26 protein-coding genes are annotated in these 20,401 nt (G+C 30.0%); 19 read left to right on the forward strand and 7 right to left on the reverse strand.

What is annotated here, in order from left to right:
- Positions 1-18: 18 nt before the first annotated feature.
- The 4 genes from T473_RS17380 to T473_RS0112395 all read left to right on the forward strand — a co-directional run bounded on the left by T473_RS17380 (position 19) and on the right by T473_RS0112395 (position 4,309).
- Positions 19-1,998 carry a BppU family phage baseplate upper protein gene (locus T473_RS17380; protein WP_051365922.1) on the forward strand — a complete coding sequence of 660 codons (1,980 nt, stop codon included), beginning with the start codon at positions 19-21 and terminating at the stop codon, positions 1,996-1,998.
- Between the two features lie 930 nt (positions 1,999-2,928).
- Positions 2,929-3,162, forward strand: a complete 234-nt coding sequence (locus tag T473_RS0112385) for a hemolysin XhlA family protein (RefSeq protein ID WP_024622186.1) — start codon at positions 2,929-2,931, stop codon at positions 3,160-3,162.
- A 13-nt stretch (positions 3,163-3,175) separates the two neighbouring features.
- On the forward strand, positions 3,176-3,421 hold the full coding sequence (locus T473_RS0112390) for a phage holin family protein (protein WP_024622187.1): 246 nt from the start codon (positions 3,176-3,178) through the stop codon (positions 3,419-3,421).
- 15 nt (positions 3,422-3,436) lie between these two features.
- Complete coding sequence (locus T473_RS0112395) at positions 3,437-4,309, forward strand: N-acetylmuramoyl-L-alanine amidase (protein ID WP_024622188.1); 873 nt, start codon at positions 3,437-3,439, stop codon at positions 4,307-4,309.
- Positions 4,310-4,351: 42 nt separating this feature from the next.
- Here T473_RS0112395 and T473_RS0112400 read toward each other — a convergent pair whose 3' ends face one another.
- Both T473_RS0112400 and T473_RS0112405 read right to left on the reverse strand, forming a co-directional pair.
- On the reverse strand, positions 4,352-4,816 hold the full coding sequence (locus T473_RS0112400) for a hypothetical protein (protein WP_024622189.1): 465 nt from the start codon (positions 4,814-4,816) through the stop codon (positions 4,352-4,354).
- A gap of 868 nt (positions 4,817-5,684) precedes the next feature.
- Positions 5,685-6,152 (reverse strand): ferritin-like domain-containing protein, encoded by a 468-nt coding sequence (locus tag T473_RS0112405; protein ID WP_024622190.1) that lies wholly within the window; start codon positions 6,150-6,152, stop codon positions 5,685-5,687.
- A gap of 119 nt (positions 6,153-6,271) precedes the next feature.
- Between T473_RS0112405 and T473_RS0112410 the strand changes: the two genes are divergently transcribed.
- The 9 genes from T473_RS0112410 (at position 6,272) to T473_RS0112450 (ending at position 13,468) form a co-directional block, all read left to right on the forward strand.
- Positions 6,272-7,219, forward strand: coding sequence for an ATP-dependent DNA ligase (locus T473_RS0112410; RefSeq protein WP_024622191.1), 948 nt, complete (start codon positions 6,272-6,274; stop codon positions 7,217-7,219).
- Between the two features lie 517 nt (positions 7,220-7,736).
- Positions 7,737-7,913, forward strand: a complete 177-nt coding sequence (locus T473_RS20175; RefSeq protein WP_416387002.1) for a cupin domain-containing protein — start codon at positions 7,737-7,739, stop codon at positions 7,911-7,913.
- 53 nt (positions 7,914-7,966) lie between these two features.
- Positions 7,967-8,347, forward strand: coding sequence for a helix-turn-helix transcriptional regulator (locus tag T473_RS20180; RefSeq protein WP_416387003.1), 381 nt, complete (start codon positions 7,967-7,969; stop codon positions 8,345-8,347).
- A gap of 259 nt (positions 8,348-8,606) precedes the next feature.
- Entirely contained in the window at positions 8,607-9,845 is a 1,239-nt protein-coding gene (dinB, locus tag T473_RS0112420) for a DNA polymerase IV (protein ID WP_024622193.1), read from the forward strand.
- 465 nt (positions 9,846-10,310) lie between these two features.
- A complete protein-coding gene (locus tag T473_RS0112430) occupies positions 10,311-10,841 on the forward strand; it encodes a flavodoxin domain-containing protein (protein ID WP_024622194.1) in 531 nt (176 codons plus the stop codon).
- Positions 10,842-11,513: 672 nt separating this feature from the next.
- The gene (locus T473_RS0112435; RefSeq protein ID WP_024622195.1) at positions 11,514-11,732 is read left to right on the forward strand and encodes a hypothetical protein; all 219 of its coding nucleotides are present in this window, start codon (positions 11,514-11,516) and stop codon (positions 11,730-11,732) included.
- Between the two features lie 93 nt (positions 11,733-11,825).
- Entirely contained in the window at positions 11,826-11,999 is a 174-nt protein-coding gene (locus tag T473_RS18900; protein ID WP_152522310.1) for a hypothetical protein, read from the forward strand.
- Between the two features lie 49 nt (positions 12,000-12,048).
- Positions 12,049-12,249 carry a hypothetical protein gene (locus T473_RS0112445; RefSeq protein WP_024622196.1) on the forward strand — a complete coding sequence of 67 codons (201 nt, stop codon included), beginning with the start codon at positions 12,049-12,051 and terminating at the stop codon, positions 12,247-12,249.
- A 205-nt stretch (positions 12,250-12,454) separates the two neighbouring features.
- Positions 12,455-13,468 carry a LacI family DNA-binding transcriptional regulator gene (locus T473_RS0112450; RefSeq protein WP_024622197.1) on the forward strand — a complete coding sequence of 338 codons (1,014 nt, stop codon included), beginning with the start codon at positions 12,455-12,457 and terminating at the stop codon, positions 13,466-13,468.
- Positions 13,469-13,569: 101 nt separating this feature from the next.
- Here T473_RS0112450 and T473_RS0112455 read toward each other — a convergent pair whose 3' ends face one another.
- A complete protein-coding gene (locus T473_RS0112455) occupies positions 13,570-13,959 on the reverse strand; it encodes a hypothetical protein (RefSeq protein WP_024622198.1) in 390 nt (129 codons plus the stop codon).
- Positions 13,960-14,161: 202 nt separating this feature from the next.
- Between T473_RS0112455 and T473_RS0112460 the strand changes: the two genes are divergently transcribed.
- Positions 14,162-15,022 carry a hypothetical protein gene (locus tag T473_RS0112460; RefSeq protein ID WP_024622199.1) on the forward strand — a complete coding sequence of 287 codons (861 nt, stop codon included), beginning with the start codon at positions 14,162-14,164 and terminating at the stop codon, positions 15,020-15,022.
- A gap of 202 nt (positions 15,023-15,224) precedes the next feature.
- Here the strand turns inward: T473_RS0112460 and T473_RS0112465 are convergent, their stop codons facing one another.
- The 3 genes from T473_RS0112465 to T473_RS0112475 form a co-directional block, all read right to left on the reverse strand.
- The gene (locus tag T473_RS0112465; RefSeq protein WP_024622200.1) at positions 15,225-16,361 is read right to left on the reverse strand and encodes a tyrosine-type recombinase/integrase; all 1,137 of its coding nucleotides are present in this window, start codon (positions 16,359-16,361) and stop codon (positions 15,225-15,227) included.
- Between the two features lie 78 nt (positions 16,362-16,439).
- A complete protein-coding gene (locus tag T473_RS0112470) occupies positions 16,440-16,946 on the reverse strand; it encodes an ImmA/IrrE family metallo-endopeptidase (RefSeq protein ID WP_024622201.1) in 507 nt (168 codons plus the stop codon).
- Between the two features lie 8 nt (positions 16,947-16,954).
- Entirely contained in the window at positions 16,955-17,482 is a 528-nt protein-coding gene (locus T473_RS0112475) for a hypothetical protein (protein ID WP_024622202.1), read from the reverse strand.
- A gap of 195 nt (positions 17,483-17,677) precedes the next feature.
- Here T473_RS0112475 and T473_RS0112480 point away from each other — a divergent pair, with 195 nt between their 5' ends.
- The 5 genes from T473_RS0112480 (at position 17,678) to T473_RS0112505 (ending at position 19,674) form a co-directional block, all read left to right on the forward strand.
- Positions 17,678-17,893 (forward strand): hypothetical protein, encoded by a 216-nt coding sequence (locus T473_RS0112480; protein ID WP_024622203.1) that lies wholly within the window; start codon positions 17,678-17,680, stop codon positions 17,891-17,893.
- 14 nt (positions 17,894-17,907) lie between these two features.
- Complete coding sequence (locus tag T473_RS0112485; protein WP_029791777.1) at positions 17,908-18,789, forward strand: ORF6N domain-containing protein; 882 nt, start codon at positions 17,908-17,910, stop codon at positions 18,787-18,789.
- An 11-nt stretch (positions 18,790-18,800) separates the two neighbouring features.
- Positions 18,801-19,043 carry an excisionase family DNA-binding protein gene (locus T473_RS0112490; protein ID WP_024622204.1) on the forward strand — a complete coding sequence of 81 codons (243 nt, stop codon included), beginning with the start codon at positions 18,801-18,803 and terminating at the stop codon, positions 19,041-19,043.
- A 202-nt stretch (positions 19,044-19,245) separates the two neighbouring features.
- Positions 19,246-19,371 carry a hypothetical protein gene (locus T473_RS19450; protein ID WP_278246366.1) on the forward strand — a complete coding sequence of 42 codons (126 nt, stop codon included), beginning with the start codon at positions 19,246-19,248 and terminating at the stop codon, positions 19,369-19,371.
- The gene (locus T473_RS0112505; protein WP_024622205.1) at positions 19,372-19,674 is read left to right on the forward strand and encodes a hypothetical protein; all 303 of its coding nucleotides are present in this window, start codon (positions 19,372-19,374) and stop codon (positions 19,672-19,674) included. It begins immediately after the preceding gene.
- 122 nt (positions 19,675-19,796) lie between these two features.
- Here the strand turns inward: T473_RS0112505 and T473_RS0112510 are convergent, their stop codons facing one another.
- Positions 19,797-20,336 carry a hypothetical protein gene (locus tag T473_RS0112510; RefSeq protein ID WP_024622206.1) on the reverse strand — a complete coding sequence of 180 codons (540 nt, stop codon included), beginning with the start codon at positions 20,334-20,336 and terminating at the stop codon, positions 19,797-19,799.
- Between the last annotated feature and the right edge of the window lie 65 nt (positions 20,337-20,401).

Below are 20,401 nucleotides of genomic sequence, written 5' to 3' on the forward strand. Positions count from 1 at the left end.
TAGAAAGGATTTGATAACATGCTAAAAGAATTCGGAAGACATAAATATCAAATAAAAATGGGGGAAGGTTTCATACAGGATTGTTTTGCAGTACAATACGACTCTAACAGTAGAGTATATGAATTTCAAATATTAGATACAGGCGGTGTAATCAGAGACGTAACAGGACTAAGTTTACAACTTGTTGTTGCTGTAGGAAGTAAGGGAGTATTTGCTAATGGAACTCTTCTTAATGCTAAAGAAGGTTTGTTCGAAGTGTCATTGAACTCTGATCAATTAAGTGAATACGGAAAACATGAAGCACAAGTTAAATTGTTTGATTCTTCAGGAACTTTACAGTCACCAATTTTTACTATTGATATTGGCAAGAGTATATTTACTGGAGCATCAGCAGGCACCAACATTGTTATAGATTATAAGAAGATCGAAGATGCAAGAAAAGTAGTTGAAGGTTGGATATCTAATCCCGAACAGTTTAACGGTAAAGATGGCGCAGATGGTAAAAATGGCGCAGACGGTAAAGACGGTAAAGACGGGGAAGATGGCGCAGATGGTAAAAATGGCATAGATGGTAAAGACGGCTCAGATGGTAAGTCATTTAATATAAAAGATGTCCTTACATCAGTTGAAGAATTAGAAGAATTAAAAGGAACTGCTATGATTGGTGATAGTTACTTAATTAATGGCCATATTTATGTATTCTCAGAAAATACTAAAGACTTTAAAGATGGTGGAACGTATAAAGGGGATAAGGGAGACAAAGGCGATATAGGAATACAAGGCATTCAAGGTTCCAAAGGTGATAAAGGAGATGTCGGACTACAGGGTCCAAAAGGAGATAAGGGCGAGCGAGGTGCGCAAGGAGAAAAAGGCGAAATAGGAGAACAGGGTATTCAAGGAATACAAGGGCCAAAAGGAGATCAGGGGATACAGGGGCCTCAGGGTGAAAAAGGAGATGTAGGAAAGGATTTAGATATTGTAGATGTCTTTGAATCATTAGAACAACTTCCCAATAATTTGAATGATGATAACTTTGGTGATTGTTATATAGTTGGTAAAGAACTGTATATATGGAGTTCTACAGGGTGGTTAAATTATGGCGAGTTAATTGGTCCTGATGGTAAATCAGCATATGAAATAGCAAAAGAAAACGGATTTGAAGGTACTGAATCAGAGTGGTTAGACTCTTTAAAAGGCGAGGGCGGTGGAGATTCTGGCGGCTCAGTAAATCAAGTTACATTTGAAGGAGCTGACCAAAAAATCAGCTTTGCAAACCCTGATAATCCATCATTAATATCGGTCTTTGATATTTCGTATGACTCTAGTACAAGTAACAACATAAGCATTAATCCGAGTTCAAGGGATATAAAACTAGATATGGGTACGGGTATGGGTTCAAGACTAATAAATACTATAAGCACACGTAAGATGGAGGTTTATGATGGACTATCCACTTCTAATATACAATCTAGATCTGAGGTATTAGATATCGTAAGCAGAGATACAATAAGGTTACTTTTTGATCGTTACAATAAAAACGCTTCTGTTGATTTTTCCTATAGTGAAGCTGAAAGTAGACTTGCAATTGAGCCTGTGAATACCAAGGGCCAAATTGGATCAGATATATTTCCGTTTGAGAGAGGGTATTTTAAAAATAGTATAAATACTGTATCAGACAGAAATAAAAAAGAAAACATTCATTATCTAGAGGATATAGATTCTAAATTAACACTAAATGATTGCTATGATTATATAAAAAATGTATATAAACCAGCAACGTATAATTTAATTGATTCAAACAGTTCTAATAAAAAAATAGGTATAATTGCACAAGATAGTGAAAATAGTAATGTCGGAGATTTAATAGTAGAAAAAATAGATGATAATTACACTTTAAATGAGTATGCACATTCATCTGCAATAGGCGCAGCTTTAAAACAAGCTATATTTGAAATAGAAAATTTAAAACAAGAAATAGAAAACTTGAAAGTAAAATAAGTTAAAAAGATTATAAGGAAATAACGAGCGAGGACTATACTAAGTAGAGTTCTTTTTTATGCATAAAATAATCAAAGTGAATATAATAATACTAGTTCATGAGTGTAAATATAAATACTTCTTGCAATTGAGTTACTGAAAAAACACCTTGATATTATCGAAATGAATATATCTCATTATATTGAAACATCTCTGGATAGAGGTGTTTTTTCTTTGCAATAAAAATGGAACTAAAATATATAAAATTAATATAATATAATAGCACTAAGTAAATAATCACCTCTTAATTATATAGTGCTAACTAGATTGTTATATTATATTCACTGAACTCAAAGAGCATCTACACTTGTAGGTGCTTTTTATTGCAAATATCAAGGGTAGTTTAATATAATATAATAAAATAAAAAAATAGACTATAAAAATTATTCTGTCAACACTAAAAAGCATCTTTAACACATGAGGTGTTTTTTAGCATTAAAATAAAATAATTGTATATAATATAAACGTAGCTTGAGAAGGTTCGCCTTTAACAGTGCTTCTCTCTACATTTTATAATATTCCTAAAAGCATCTACAATTGTAGGTGCTTTTTTATTGCATAACATCAAGGACGATTTAATATACTGTAATAACACTGAAATAATTTCGACTAACCTCTATTCTTTCAGTGTTTAGTGCTTTAATTTCCTATACTAAAACGCCTTTGAATAATAACTTTAAAGGTATTTTTAGTTTTTTAAATTAAAATAAAATAATTGTATATAATACTTATACAGGATTATGTATTCACATAATTCTGTTTCTCAATATCTTGCATTGTGTATTATATATTCAAGAAAAAGCACTGCTTTATGTGGTGTTTTTTTATTGCAAATTTTGGGGTAGATTAGTCTATCCCATATACAAATTATAAAGATTCGGAGATGAATAAATGAATGAGGAACTGATTAAACATCAAATTGATACACATAAATGTAGAATCGATAACCACTCGGAAAGATTAGATAAGCTAGAACAGCAACAAGCTGCTTTTGCTATACAAATAGAAACATTATGTAGTGATTTAAAGGGATTAACAGGCGTACTTAAATGGTTAGTAGGTGTAATAATAACATCGCTTATAGGGTTTTTTATATATATGGTGCAATCTGGATTAATTAGATAGAAGGGGTGATTTTATGGATATTATGAGTTTTATACCAGAACAACTATTTATTATTGTAGTTGTTCTAAATGTATTAGGGGTAGCATGTAAGAGTATACCTAAATTAGAAGATAGATACATACCGATTGTTTTATTAGCTATCGGAATAGTATTTAGTACTTGTATTGTAGGATTCTCTGTAACTGCAATTATGCAAGGTATCTTGTGTTGGGGTGTGGCTATAGGTGCTAATCAAACAGTTAAGCAATTTAAACAATAAGAAAGGGGAGATATTATGATTAAATATAATAGTTTAGCAGTACACGGAGGACATGGATTAGATGGTAAGCCTGGTTCTGGTGCTGTAGGTGTTGTATATAATGGATCTAATACTATAATTACAAAAGAAAGTACACAAGATAGATTAGTAGTTAAATATATAAAAGAATACGCAAAGCCCTATGTAAATAAAATATATGATTGTACTGTAGACAATGGTACAAGCCAAAATGATATATTAAATAAATTAGTCGCCAAACATAATGGAGTAAATGCAGATATAAATTTAAGTATACATTTTAACAGCGGCGCAAAGGATGAAAGAGGAAATGGACGTACAACAGGAGTAGAAGTGCTTGTTTATAATCCTAATGCCAGTAACCCAGAGGCGGATAGAATTTGCAAGAGCATAGAAAAAAGAGGATTTAAAAATAGAGGTTTAAAAGATGGAAGCGGTAAAGCAGTTATAAGAAAAACTAAAAAGAAAATGTTACTTGTTGAATGTTGTTTCTTAGATGATTTAGATGATATTAAAATCTATGATGCTAAGAGAATGGCCAAAGCAATTGTAGAAGGGCTATTTGATGTTAAGATAGACGAAGATGTTGCAACTCCACCAGTTTCACAGACATATGAAAATGCAATAATCTATAGTGGAGATAGAGACAAAGCGGTTGCTATAATAATGAAGGAATATCTACCAAGATCTACAATTATTGATATAGCAGACTATACAGGACACACAACAAATAATGTGTATACTGTAGGGGGTGGTGCTAGTAACAGTATTGATAAGTTCGGCGGTCATGTAACAAAGTTTGTGGGTAATGACTTTAAAGAAACTTATAGAAAAGTTGTTGAGTGGTTGGAAGGTAGAAAATATATGTAGATAGTAAGTAAGGGTAGCTTAATTGCTACCCTATTTTTTAATTTATTTTATATTTGTTATTATATTAAGTATATAATTATATAAACTTGCATGCCTTATTTTATCAGAGATAATGGAGTAAATTAAGTCTCTATAATAAAGAGATGGTAAACCAGACATAATAAGTCCGTATTTTTGAATATCCTCTAAAGTTCTAATATACTCCGCCATAATTTCTATTTTAAAGTCTTCGGGTTCAGCAAATTCTTTTTCTACTATATTTACAACATTACCTGTAAGTTGGAAATACATATTTTTTAATATATTATTATGATTAATCCTTTCCTTTAGTATTATTTCAAGGAGATTCGTTATTTGATCATACTGTGCTGGAGCAAGTAGAGATTGAATATTGTCAATTAACCATTGGTAATATTTGATAATTATTTCATCTGATTCTACGGAATTTCCTATTGTATATATAGACTGTTCGACTTGAATGGGATTTGGGTAAATTTCTTCAAACATAATAAACTTAACCTCCTAAATGTTTTACTATAATATATGTTCTGATTAACACTTAGGATACAATTAATAAATGAAGTTGATATCATATCATCACCATTGCTACCCCTAAGAGGTGATTATATGGATATATTCGACGAAAAAGGAATTAAACTGATGTTATAGCTACATTAATTTACTTATAGTACAAAGATATATTTATAACATTAAATAACCAATTAAAAAGTTTAAATGTTATAATAATAATATGAGAATAGCTATAAAATAAATATAAGTCTAATCAGTAATATCTTTGACAACAGAATTACATAAAAGAGCTAGTTTATATCCATTGTTGTCTCGATATATAAACATCCGTTTTTCATGCGGATGTTTTTCTTTTTTATCATAATAGTTAGTGTATAGTGTAAATTAATCACCATAAAGGAATTCAGACAATATTAATAGCAGAAATGCAAATGCCACCTTATATATTTAATAAGGTGGCATAACTTTACTATATACTGCTTACAGGAATTAAGATAATATGATCCACAGAACACGACAATGGTCATATATGGATCTCACAATATAATTCAAAAGGAATCCATAACTATAGTAAATCTTATGGATACTTTATAATATGTAGTTTTAAATAATATGTGAATATAAAATATTAAAAGGGCAGAGCTATGCAATAAGGTTAATATAAATATGCTTAAAATCACCTGCCATTGACCATACAAAAATTAAGAGGTAATTATAAGGATATAATCGATGAAATAGGTAAGGTATTAAGCTAATGCTGGGGTGTGGATGAAGGTTGTTTTAGAGATAAAAATAAAGCCAAATGACGGAATATCTTTTGGCTTTATAGCAATAGAATATGGAACTAAACTAAATTATATAAGCTTGCAAAAATATAATTATATAAACCAGCATGCCTTAATTCGTCAGTTAATATATTAAAAACTATATCTCTATAATATAGAGAAGGCAGTCCAGACATTATAAGTCTATATTTTTTAACAGCCTCTAATTCGCCCATTAAAGCATCTGTTATTCCAACTTTAAAACTCTCTGGTGGTATGAATTCTTCATCAATTGGTGTAACTATGTTGCCAGTCAGTTGATGATACATATTTTGAAACATTTTATTATGATTGAGTTCATCGTTTCTTATAGATTCTATAATAGATTTTATTTGCTTAACTTGATTTGAACTAAGAGCTGAGGCTGGAATATTATCAATCAGCCATTGATAAAATTGTGCATCTTTCTTTTCAGACTCTATAGAGTCACCTATCATATCTATTGAATTTTGTAATTGAATAGGATTTGGGTAAATATTTTCATACATAGCAAACCTCCTAGATGTTTTACTATAGATATATGTTCTAATTAATATTTGGATACATTTATAGAAAAAGCTTAAAATAACCATTACTTGACCATACTACTTCTTAGGAGGTAGATAGTATGGATATATTCGATGAAAAGGGAATCAAACCAATGTTAATAGCGGAGATGCAGGAGGCTTTTGACTCAGAGAATTATATATTTGAATTGAAATTAGATGGAATTAGATGTATAGCATATTTAGATAAGGATAGTACAGATTTAAGGAATAAGAGAGATTTTAAGTTGATCCCAAGGTTTCCAGAACTAGACCAGCTACATAGATATGTAAATGAAAAGTGTATACTTGACGGCGAATTAATAGCAATGAACAACGGAGTACCAGACTTTTATGAGTTACAAAGAAGGACTTTATTAAGCGATCCTTTTAAAATGCAACTATCCGCTAAGAAATACCCTGTATCTTTTATAGCATACGATATAATCTACTATAAGGATTCTTTGGTTACAGACTTGCCTTTATCAGAACGCAAGAAGTTATTAGAAAAGACAGTAAACGAAATGGATAGATTTGCGATATCTAGATATATAGAAACTAACGGTAAAGCACTATATCAAGTAGCCGAACAACAAAAATTAGAGGGTATTGTAGCTAAGGACAAGAACAGCAAGTATTGGTTTGATAAGAAGAGTAGAGACTGGATCAAAATAAAATACATGAAGGATGAAGATTTTGTTGTGTGCGGTTATATATTAAAAGAGAATAATATGACTAGTTTAATTATTGCCCAATATAATGAAGCAAACGAATTGATATATAAAGGACATGTTACTTTAGGCGTGAGTCTTAGAAAGTTAAATCAATATAAATACAAGGAAATTGCTGTATCTCCGATAAAAGAAGTTCCAAGCGGTTCAGGAAATGAGGATGCTGTTTGGCTTGAGCCAACCTTAGTATGCACAGTTGAGTACATGCCAAACGATAGAGGTTCATTAAGGCAGCCTGTATTAAAAGGTATTAGAGAAGATAAGTTACCAAATGAGTGTAGAGAATATCTAAAAGTGTAGCTTAATTGCTAATTATAAAGAAGGGTTATATTTATTATTCTCTACTGCATTCATCGGTTGGAAAATTGAGAATTTATGTAGATGTTCTTTATTTTTTATGACTAAATAATAAAGAAGGTTTATCAGAATCGTATGTAGAATAATAAAATATAACCAAAGATTTGACCATACTATCTCTAAATATGGATATATTTGATAAAAGAGGAATTAAACTAATGTTATCAGCGGAGATGCAAGAAAAATTTAATTATTAGAGTTATAAGTATGATTGAAGTATTCAGTTTATTTAAAATGTAGTTCATGGAAATATTTAACTAATATATTTAACTGTTTATATGTTTCATATTTATTAGCAATGGGTATTCTACATTTTTTAACAATGAAATTCTTAATATATATTATTGTAGCAAATAAAGACGAATCTATAGATCGCAATTTATTATTCTTAATGAATAACAAGGAGTGAGTCGTAATCGATGATAAATTTATTAACAAAGTAGACCAGAATTCTTTTCCAATTGATGTAGTTTTTTATAATGATAGCTGTTGCAGTATTCACTGTCATAAAGAACTAGAGTTTATATTAGTTATAGAAGGAAGTATAAAAGTAAATATCAGGAACGAAACAAGTGTTCTCAAAGAAGATGATTTTATATTAATAAGTGGGAATGAAACTCATTCGATTTTGAGTTAGACAATAAAATTGATAATATAATAAACTTTATTAAAGAAAAATATAATACTGATATTACATTTAGCGAAGTAGCAAGTGAATTCAATCTTAATTATTATTTTTTGTCCCATTGTATTAAAGATAACGTTGGGATGTCATTTCAGAATTATTTAAATAAAATAAGATTACAAAAAGCAACAAATATGATTATACACAGCAATAAAAATATGACAGAGATAGCTTTAATGAATGGCTTCTCTAGTACCAGTTACTTTTATAAGGTTTTTAAGAAAGAATATAACTGCACTCCTTTAGAATATAGAAATAGTTTTGCTGATAAAGAATTTAATAAAAGTCTTTGTAATATTAGATATATTAATTTAGATAATAAAGACGTTAAAAGTGTTATACAAAAATTATATACGTATTATTATAACTATAATATTTATCGATGAGAAAAGATATCATAAAAAAAGACAAAGTGAATTTGATGCAACCAGTTTTAAAGCATCCGCAGAGTGTATAAATAAAGAAGACCCGAAAACCAAATCAGGTCTTCTTTTTGTTTCTTTTAATTCTTTGTAGCCAAGTTTTATTGTCATGAAGGTTTAATATGAAATAATAACATAAATTACCTGTGGAATATTACCTACCTTAAAGCATATACTAGAACATATATTCGGAACTTATGTTCTGAGTTAATGAGGTGATTTTATGGAAAGAGTTATATTGCATTCGGATATGAACAACTTTTACGCTAGTGTGGAATGCTTGTATAATCCATCATTACGAGATAAGCCTCTAGCAGTTAGTCCACTGGGAGATAGTAAATACGGAATTATACTAGCGAAAAACTACAAAGCTAAAAAATATAAGGTTCAAACTGGGGATCCAATTTGGCAAGCCAAGCAAAAATGTCCTAATTTAGTGATTGTGCCAGCAAACTATCATCAGTATATTAGATTTTCAAGATTGGCAATAGATATATATAAAGACTATACAGACAAAATTGAGAGTTTTGGATTAGATGAATGTTGGCTTGATGTTACGGAGAGTACAAAACTATTCGGCGGCGGAGAGACTATTGCTAATCAAATTAGAGATAGAGTAAAGAAGGAACTGGGGATTACTGCATCTGTAGGAGTTAGCTTTAATAAGATTTTTGCAAAATTAGGTAGTGATATGAAAAAGCCAGATGCTACTACAGTTATATTAAAGGAAAACTTTAAAGATAAAGTTTGGAACTTGCCTGTCGAGGACTTATTAAATGTTGGTCGAGCTACTAAAAAGAAATTCTTAAAATACAACATAAACACTATAGGGGATTTGGCAAATACAAAGCCAGAATTTTTAAAGAAGACATTAGGTAAAAGAGGTGTAGAGCTTTGGAGTTTCGCAAATGGATATGATAATTCTCCAGTAAGCTTTTACAACTCTAGTACAGACATAAAGAGTATAGGTAATTCTATAACTCTAAAAAGGAATCTAACAACAGATGAAGAAGTGAAAATTGTACTATATAAACTTACGGAGAGTGTAACAGAGAGACTTAGAAAGCATGGTTTTGTATGCAGTACAGTGCAAATAACAATAAGAGATGAGACATTATCGTCATATGAGAGACAAGGACAACTTATAATCCCTTGTCACACAACAAACGAGCTATTTAATAAGGCTTTTGAGCTGTTTAAAATACATCATCAACCTTTTATACCTGTGAGAAAGTTAGGAGTAAGAGCGTGTAATTTATCTACATCCAATTATGTACAATTGAGTTTTGGTGATAATTTTAAAGAAATAGAGAAACATGAAAAGATTGATAATACTATAGATAAGCTTCGTTATAGATTCGGGCATTCTGCAGTTCAAAGGGGGATTTATCTTGTTGATACAGAATTATCACATATTAATCCTAAAGATGATCATGTGATCCATCCTACAGCATTTAGATGATGTAAAAAGACCTGAAAGCTAATCAGGTCTTTTTGTTTACCATATTCACGTTCCATTGCTTCTTTTGTAACGATCCAACTGAGCCGAATTTCTTGCAGTCTTCATCCTTGATCAGTTTGCCTGTAGCAACTGCATTTCTAAGAGTAGAATCTTTTCAATCCCCATAATTCAGTTGCCTCAGCGAAACTATAAGCTCTTTATCATTCTTTAAGAAACTATATCTGTTTATTTCATCTTTTATATTCATTTTCTAAATCTCATTTTTTTAATTTTCCCTTTTTTATTTGTATAAAATTAGATATGTGCTAATATATATGTTATAAAAGAAATAATTAAAGGTATCATAGATCAAGGTGATATGCCTGAAATGTGTAAAATAGAATGTACTATTACTCTAATCTTAATGTGATAAAAGATTAATATGAATATAATTTCATTTACACTAACAAATAAGGGGAGAATATAATGGAAAATATTGCAGTCGTTTATGAATCAAGATATGGAAGTACTAAAAAATATGCACAGTGGATAGCACAAGATTTAGGATGTACATTAATTGAAACAAAGGATGCTACAGTAGAAAAGTTAAAAATTTTCGATACTATAATTTATGGTGGATGGTTACATGCAGGAAATATAAAAGGATTTAAGGTAATATCAAAAGATATTGATAAATTAAAAGACAAAAATATTGTAGTATTTTCAGTAGGATGTTCAACTGGTGAAAGAGATGAAGATATAAAARCTATTGAGGAAATGAATTTTAAAGRTTTACAGGATATAAAACATTTTTATTTAAGAGGTGCATTCAATTATAAAAATYTAAATATGATAGACAAAGTTATGATGAATATATTGAAAATCAAATTAAAGGGAATAAAAGAAGGAGATAGAGATGAGGATATTAAGGGGATGTTAGATGCTTATATAAATCCAATGGACTTTACCAATAAAGATAATGTAAGGTCGCTAGTATCATACGTTAGAAATTTATAACTTCTCTTCTCTAAATTCAAATCTAACATCTATATTTAATTCGCTTCTAATGTAAATTTTAAAAAAAAACACTACATAAAGCTGTGATTTTTTAGGATACTTGTCACACAACAAACGAGCTATTTAACAAGGCATATGACTGTTTAAAATACAGCATCAACCTTTCATACCTGTTAGAAAGTTAGGAGTAAGAGCGTGTAATTTATCTACATCTAACTATGTACAATTAAGTTTTGGTGATATCAAAGAGGCATTGCTCTAGTAGATACTGAGTTATCGCATATAAATCCTATAGATGATCATATTATACATCCAACTTCATTTAATAATGTAAAAAGGCCTGAAAGCTAATCCAGGTCTTTTTGTTTGCAGTAATCACGTTCCATTGCTTATCCAAACAGAATCGAATTCTTACAATCAACATTTTCAATTAATTTACCATAATTGCCAACATAATGCCAACGGCGGAGAACTTTCTTTATCATACTCTAAATATGATGCAAACATCATTAAGTCTTTTTAGTTCTAATAATGCATAGAAACTAAAAAGGTTTATACATGCTATAGTTTCTTTTAAAATCCAATAGATATATTATGTATCATAATTGTCCACTAAGTCATATATTTAAAGCAAAGGGATTATTAATCCCTTAATATTCAAGGAGGATTATTATGACAAAATTAGAAGAGAATATGTCACGTTTTTTTGGATCTAAATGCGGTTGTGATGGCGGCGGATTCTTAGATGGCAAAATGCTAATAATAATAGTTTTGATATTTCTAGTATTGTGCACTGATATATTAGAAGACATATTGTGCGATGACAGTATTTGGATATGGGTTATATTAATAGTTTTACTATTGTTTAATTTTGATGATGGATGTTGTTAAAATTATAAAAAATTATTAGCACAATTTATATGAGTTGCATAGTATATAGCAAGAGCAAAAAGCTCAACAAAATATCAACAGGAGGTAACTTATATGTTAGATAGATTCTTTGGCGAAGATGGTTTTGGTGGAGGTGCTTGGTGGATTATAGTATTGTTCTTCTTATTCCTAGCTTTTGGTGAGGGATGGGGAGAAATTGAAATTATGGATTGGATACCATTCCTAATAATATTATTAATCTTATGTTCTTGTGGAGATTGTTTCTAGATTTAAAATTACTTTAAACTTTATAAATATTACGTAGGAGGACTTAATTATGCTTGATAGATTTTTTGGTGGTGATGGTTGTTTCGGTGGAGAATCATGGTGGATAATAATATTATTCTTCTTATTCTTAGTTTTCCAAGATTGCTGGAGTGAAATAGAAATTTGCGATTGGATTCCATTCTTGATATTATTGTTAATAGTTTGCTCATGCTCAGGATTCTTTGGCGAAGAATCTGGTTGTGGCTGCTAGAAAATAGTATTTATTTAATAAAGAGTTGCCTAAAGAGAATTATTTCTACTCTAGGCGACTTTTTTAATGGATAGAATTATGAAGCAATGGTATAATATTGACATCAAGTGATTTTTATTATCATATTATGGACTTTTTATATTATTCAATAGATCAGTAGATTAATTCTAAATAGATAACCTACGAACAAAGGAGGAGAGTTTTTATGAAAAAAACAGTTACAATTAAAGATGTTGCTAAACAGTCTGGAGTTTCCATTTCGACAGTTTCAAGAGTAATAAATGATTCAAAGCCTGTTACAGATGAGATAAAACAAAGAGTTTTAGAGGTAATAAAGGAGACTGGATATATTCCAAATCCACTAGCTAGAAGTTTGGTTACTAAGAAGAGCCAGCTTATTGGAGTAATTGTACCAGAGGTATCGGATACTTTTGTAAACGAAATACTAAACGGAATAGAAGAGATTGCCAGAATGTACGACTTTGATATACTTTTATCCAATACATATTCGGATAAAGAGCAAGAATTAAAAAGCATAAATTTACTTAGAGCAAAGCAAGTTGAAGGGATAGTTCTTATTTCTTGGGTAATCGGTGAAGAGCACGTCAATTTCATACAAAATAGCGGCATACCTGCAACATACATCAGTAAAACTGCAAGAGATTACGATATATACACAGTAAGTACTAGTAATAAAAAAGCTACATTTGATATGACAGAGCACCTTATCAATAAAGGTCACAGTAAAATTGCGTTTATTATGACTAGTAAAGAAGACACTATATTAGAGATGGAAAGATTGTCAGGATATGAGGCTGCGTTAGAAAAGCACGATATAGAGCCGGACAAGTCCTTAATTAAATACGGAGAGACGGATTATGAAAGTGGTTACAATAGTATGAAAGAGTTACTTGATGATGGAATAATACCTCATGCAGCATTTGTAACGGGAGACGAGGCGGCTATAGGAGCTTTAAATGCTATATGTGATTCAGGGTATAGAGTGCCAGAGGATATATCTGTAGCAGGGTTTAACGATGTTAAAATAGCAAAGATATACAGACCAAAACTTACGACAGTTTCTCAACCGCTGTACGATATGGGAGCAGTAGCTATGAGAATGGTAATAAAACTTATAAATAAGGAACAAATTGAGAATAAAAAAGTAGAATTACCTTACAAAATAGTAGACAGAGAAAGTGTAATAACAAGAAAATAATATAAATGTAAAAAAAAGAGTTACACCAATGATTCTATTAATAAATTTCCTTTACAGAGGAATTTTATTAAAATAGTTTTTGGTATAACTCTTTTTTAGTTTTATTTAGGAGAGCTTTTTTTCATTTTTCCTAGAAGTCCTTTCGATTTACCTGAGCTTTTTTTCGAATTTGGACTTGATAAATTTTTAGAGCTAGACGTAGTTTTCTTTCTTTCAGGTTTAGCTTTTTTAGTTTTTTGTGAAGCTTCAGAGGCAGATATCTTCTGCATAATTGTATCTAATTTATTCTGTTGTTCCTCATCTAAAAATGCTTTGAATTTAGAAACGACTTCTTCTCTACCTTCAAGACCTTTTCCGACCTTAACGAGTTCACTCATAAGCTCATCTTCAGATTTGTCTTTGTAGTTGTTGGCCATTTTTTCTATTTTACCTTTATCTATATTCTTTTCCTTGGCCATTTTTTCTAGAGAGCTTTTATCTATTTTTTTCATAAAAAAACCCCTTTCATAAATATATATTGGATTTGACTCATATTATTTATATATAGAAATAATATTTAGTGAGAGACAGTTGATGATTTAATATAAATAAAATTACCTATAAATAATATATATGCAAGTGGAGATAAAAAAGGAACATTAAAACGAAAAAATCATAATTTAAAATAAGGGTTATTCACAAGGGGGCATTGGTTTGAATAATTTACTATTATTAATAGGGATTGTTTTTCTTAGCAACGGAGATATATCTCTATCTGATTATAAAGATAAATTTAAAAGTGCTGTGGGCCTACAAGCAAAAAAAGGTATAAAAGAGAGGGGCAAAGATATGCCTAATGTTGGAAAGAATAATTTTAAATTTAATGTAAATGATATCAATAAAGGTTTGAAAATCATGGAGCTAAGCGATGAAGATTTAGAGATGGGAATGGAGCTTATAACTAGAACAAAAAAGTATATGTCAAAAGATGAGAGAAAAATACTTATAAAAATCGAGAGTATATTAGATTTAGTAAGTGGAATAAAAAAACTAAACAATATTGAATCCATAGATATGGACTCTGAATCAGATTTTTTCAGAAATATGGAAGATGATGATAAGAAGAATATGATGATTAAGGAAATTTTAGAAGTATTCCCTCAAAAGAAAAAAGGTTCTGTTAAAAAAGCTTTAGATATGAAAAAGAAAATAGATGTATTTGCAGAGTTATTTTTACCAGATGATTTCGGAGAAGGTGGATTTAGTTTAAGTTCACTTGCAGATTTCGGTAATTTAGGAAGCATGAATAACTTGAAAATGTTGGGGAATTTATTGCGAACTGAGTCTGCAGAGCCTCAAAAAAACGCTAAAAAACGTGATTATAAAAGAAGTAGTGTAGAAAGTGTTATCTACGAAAGCGATGAAAATTACGAGGACGAAGAATTCTACATCGATGATGACGATGATTATGAAGAAGATGACAATACCTCTTCTAATAATTTTGGAGATGACGGATTCGAGTTTGAAGATGATAATTTTGAATACGAAGACGATGAGTTCGACTACGATGATTAAGATAAATAGATTGAATTAAAATATCTAGGTATAAAAGTACTGTGCTTACATAACAGTAAGACAAATTAATTATATAGATTAATTAGATTACGGATTGAAAAACTATAAAAACATTTAGATTTCAATATAATAGCAATAAGAAAAATATTATAAAGATGTTTTTGCCACCTATTTGCCACCGTATAGTTAATATGGTGGCAAATTATAGTTTATCAAAAATATCAGCTACCTTTCTTCTCGATTCTTCACTAGTGTGAGTGTAGGTATCTAATGTTATACTAATATTAGAATGACCTAACCTATACTGTACATCTTTAGGATTAACACCACTTTGAATTAATATGCTTGCGTGTGTATGTCTCAACATATGAAAGTTAAACGCGAACCCTAAATTTTTCTCTGCTACTATACACATAGAAGTAGAAAGAGTAGTATGTTTTGTAAAAGTACCATTATCACTGGTGCACACCATATTAGGTACAGGATAATCTTTATCTATATAATACTCACCTAGTTTTAGCTTCATTTCCTTTTGATATATTTTATGCTCTCTTAATATTTTTACTAAATTATCACCAATAGAGATTATTCTATATGACGATTGGGTTTTCGGCTCAATTAATTCATATTCGCTTTTTAAATTGATTATCATTGTTTTATTGACATCAATAGTTTTTTTATTAAAATCTATATCATCCCATGTTAAGGCACATACTTCACCCCTTCTCATTCCAGTATAATAAGCTATTTGTAATGGTATGTGATATAAATTACCTTTAGGAAACCTTTTAAGCAATATGTTAAATTGTTCTTTTGTAATAGTTTGAATTTCTTTTTTAATATTCTTAAACTTAGGTTTGATAACATAGTTATAAGGATTATCTTTAATTAATTTTAAAGGATTAACCGCATAATCTAATGAATTTTTTACAATAGCAGAAGTACCCTTAAAAGAATTTTTGCTATAATCCTGCTTATAAAGGTTATTAAAAAATTCTTGTAGCAGTGCTGGGGTTAAACTATTCAACTTATTAAAACCTAAACCTAGTCTAATATGCTTATTGATTCTGTTTTTGTATATTTTTTGCGTTGATTCTTTACAATTCAACTCAACATAATTCTCATACCAGTAATCCAAATAGTCGCTGTAACTCATAGTAGATTCATCAATTACTTGCCCGGTATCATCGAACTCACTCAATGCTTCCCTCATTGCCTTTTCAGCTTCTTTTTTAGTATTACCTCCCACACGCTCGACTCTTTTTCTTTTGCCGTCTACAATACCGAGGTCGAAGTAATAATACCATTTTTTACCCCTTTTTCTTACGCTTCCTTTCATATATTTACCTCCTTGTTAGAATGTATGTTTGTTTAATTTTATATATAAAAGAGTAGCGTTTACTACTCTTGAATTATTTTAAAAAGTTTTCTTTTCTAGTATTTTATATCCGTACCATTCCTTATTGGTATCAGTTGTATCCCCTTCATAAAATATAATTGCGTAATTATCGACTTCAGCATATAAACCATATTTAGATTTATAACATTCTAGTGCATCGCTCAAGAATTTTGGAGTAACATTTAAGTATTCAGCTATTTCATATATACTTTGGCATCTTGCTAGGTAAGCATCAACCAAACCTTTCAGACCAACCAATTTATTATAAGAATACAATCTTGCCCTATATTCTTGTTTACTACTTTCTATTTTGTCTAAATCTAATATGTACCCTGAAGAAGTATAATGATGTCCAAGTTCTTCAGCCATTGTGCAAGCCTTTTCGGCTGTTGTTTTAAGCTTGTATTTATTAAGTGCAATTTTATTATTTTTATATAGACCGCATGCCTCAGAATCAAATTCAATTTCTTTAACTAAAATATCGTTATCAAAAGCCTCTTCTTCTAATTTTTCGAAGATATTCAAAGTATCACCTACCAATCCCAATCATCCATTTTAGACAAGTCTTTTTTGATTCTTTCCAATTCGCCTGGTTTGTTCCAATGATCATCATGTGCTGCTACAGTTTCTATAGGGTCAAGTTTTGCAAGTTCTTCTTTAAGGTTTAACTTCTTAACTTTATCCTGTTTTCCGCATTTATCTTTTGCCTCATTAATTTCACTGTTATTTATAATATATTTATCTATTTGAATTAAGTCTTGTATATTATCAATAACTTTTTCTTTTCCACTATCATTTAATTGTTTGAAGCTTTTTAGTAATTTTATTTCGTTTATATCAAATGTTTTTATGAGGTCAATATTTTCAACGGGGTCAAATGTTTTAATATCAATATTCAATGTATCGCATATTTTGATTACTCTATCTATAGCCATTCCACCAATACCTCTATCTAATGCACCTATTAATGTAGTAGGTGGGATATCAACAACTTTAGAAAAGTTCCTTATACTACCATATCTCTCTATAATTATTTTTTTCAATTTCTCCGTTTTATTCATTTTGTAAAACCTCCTTATATTTCTTTATGATATCACCTGTAGAATTAAATTTCAACATATTCTGAACTTAATTCGGTATAAAGATAGCAAAATTATTAAATTTATACGAAAAAAGGCTTGACTGTGAACTGGATAAGGTTTATAGTATAGATATAACGAACCGAATAAGGTTTAGATTTGAAGCGAGGTGAAAATATGCATCGTAATCTAGAAGCAGAATTTATAAGAAAAAACATAAACAAAGATATTGTTGCAAAAACAATTAAGAGGACACGTAGAACACTAGATTTGAAAATCCAAGGAAGATTTCCATTTACGTATGATGAAGCTGTTGAAATTCAAGAAAGATATTTCCCGGAATGCGATCTTAAGGATTTATTTAGAAAAAGCGAAGAATCTAAAAATAACTAAGGAGAAATTAAATTATGAATAATCTAGTACCGATTAAATTCGAGAACCAAAATGTAATAACAACAGAATTACTCGCAGAAGTGTATGGCACAGATACAGCAAATATTAGAAATAATTTCAAAAGAAATAAAGATAATTTCGAGGAAGGTAAACATTATTACCTACTTGAAGGCAAAGAATTAAAAGATTTTAAAGCTACTCATCTAAATGATGAATACCTAAGAAATAAGGACGAAGTAACTGAAAGTTACCTCGTTGATGAACAAGTCAAAGGCATTGGCTTAGTTGATAACTGTCTGAATAATAATCAGCTAGTTGGTAAGCGTGCTTCTAGTTTGTATCTTTGGACAGAAAGAGGAGCAAACAGGCATTGCAAGATCCTCGACACAGACAAAGCCTGGGAACAATTCGACAATTTAGAAGAAACATATTTCAAGGTTAAAGAAAACCCATCACTAAATACACAAGCACTTAGCCCACAACTACAATTACTAATCAATATAGAGTTAGAACAAAAACAAATTAAACAAGATGTGGCTGAAAACAAAAAAGATTTACAGAACATAAGAGATGTAGTTGCACTTAATTCAACTAATTGGAAAGCAGACTCTAGCAGAATAATAAGCTCAATAGCCGGCAAACTTGGTGACTTTAGTCATATAAAAGATATAAGAAATGAGATATACAAGCAATTAGAACAACGTATGGCTTGTGATTTAAAGAGAAGGTTGACTAATAAAAGGTACAGACAAGCAGAGAATGGCGTTTGTAAATCTAAAAGGGACAAGCTTAATAACTTAGATGTAATAGCAGATGATAAGCATTTGATAGAGGGATATGTAGCAATAGTAAAAGAAATGGCTATCAAATATGGTGTAGCTAATACATTAAATTAGGAGGGGTTAATATGACAGATGAACAGTTCAAAGAATTGAAAAGGATAACTAGATTGAATAATCCGAACTTATATTTAATGAGTGTTAAAGACGCTTCAGTAGTGTTAAACACAAGTATAACTACAGTTAAGCAAATAATAGACAAAGGGAATTTAGATGCAACAAAGTTCGGTAATAAATACATGATTACAAGCACAGATGTGAATGAATTTGTATCCAAATTAAATGGTAGAAGTTTGGAAGACTTTATATAGGAGGTAACTAAATGAACAAATTATCAAAAATTATAGTAGGATTTTTAATATTATTAAGCTTAACAATCGGAGCAATAGCAACTTATAACATTAATCTTTTATACGTTTGAATTGCAGATTTAGAAAAGGTTAACAGTCAGCAACATCATAGAATTTTAAAGTTAGAAAATAAATAAAACAGACAAGCGCGGGAGGTAATTAAATGAACTGTAAATTATTAGATCTATACATAAAAGCATGTAATATACAGCATGTACAGGCAACTTGGGAAGGTGCTAAGGCTTTTAAAAAGTCAATCAAAATACATAAAAATAAGGGGGTAAATTAAATGAACGAAGCATTACAAATTAAAGAAATAATTGAAATAGACATAAAAAATATGGGTGATGATTTAATTGGTAAGGTTAGGAGATTAGGAGAATTAAATGACCAGTACAAGAGAACCGAAGATTTAAGATGTTACGGAGCTATAAGGAATCAAAAGGAAGAAATACTTGTTGTAGAAGCAAAGATGTCCAAAGCTAAAGACTACTTAGTTTCAGTAAATGAAATTTTAGATAGAAGTTACAAGGATTTTAGACAGCAAGAAGAACTGGAACGAGATATACCCATACCAGTTCAGTATTGCTAACATAGCCACGCCAATGGCTAATTAAAAATAAATGTATATGAATTATAACATAAATGGTTAAAAATAAAAAGTTATGAGCTATGAAGATTATATCATGGTAAACCATCCATAGCCCATAAAGATTAGTTATTAAAAAAACTTAAAAATTGTTCTAATAAGCCGTAAACTAATTTAGCTAATTCTTCTTTTTCAATGCCAAAATATTTAAGTATATTTATTATTGAATTTACAGCAGTAATTGTTTTAAATAACGGAATTTTTGAAATTGCATTTCTACATCTATGAATGTAAGTAGTAACTGTTTCAGAGAAAGTAGGTTTCTTTGGTTCTGTTATAGTACATTCTTCAACAAAAACTGGTTCACTGGGTATCCCTAATGATTGTAATAACTCAGACCAAAATTGTTGTTGTCTATATGCTTGTTCCATTAGACTTTGAATGATTTCTGGAGGAGCCCAAATTCTTTGAAGCTGATTCATAAGTGCAAGGTTAGGTTGGAAGAAACCTTGTAACTGTAACCCGTTCATCATTTCAATAACAGGTTGCAAACTGCGTTGCATCATATTAATTGTGTTAAACATTGGTTGCATTTGACGCTGAAATAAAAGTTGCATTTTCATAGCTGATTCAACCATAGGGCTAGGGTAATAACTTGTAGACATTTATATTCACCTCCCTTCACTGTAAGTAATTACAGTATACATTAAGAAAAGAAAGGTGTAAATAA

This window comes from Clostridioides mangenotii TR (assembly GCF_000498755.1).
GTDB lineage: Bacteria > Bacillota > Clostridia > Peptostreptococcales > Peptostreptococcaceae > Metaclostridioides > Metaclostridioides mangenotii_A.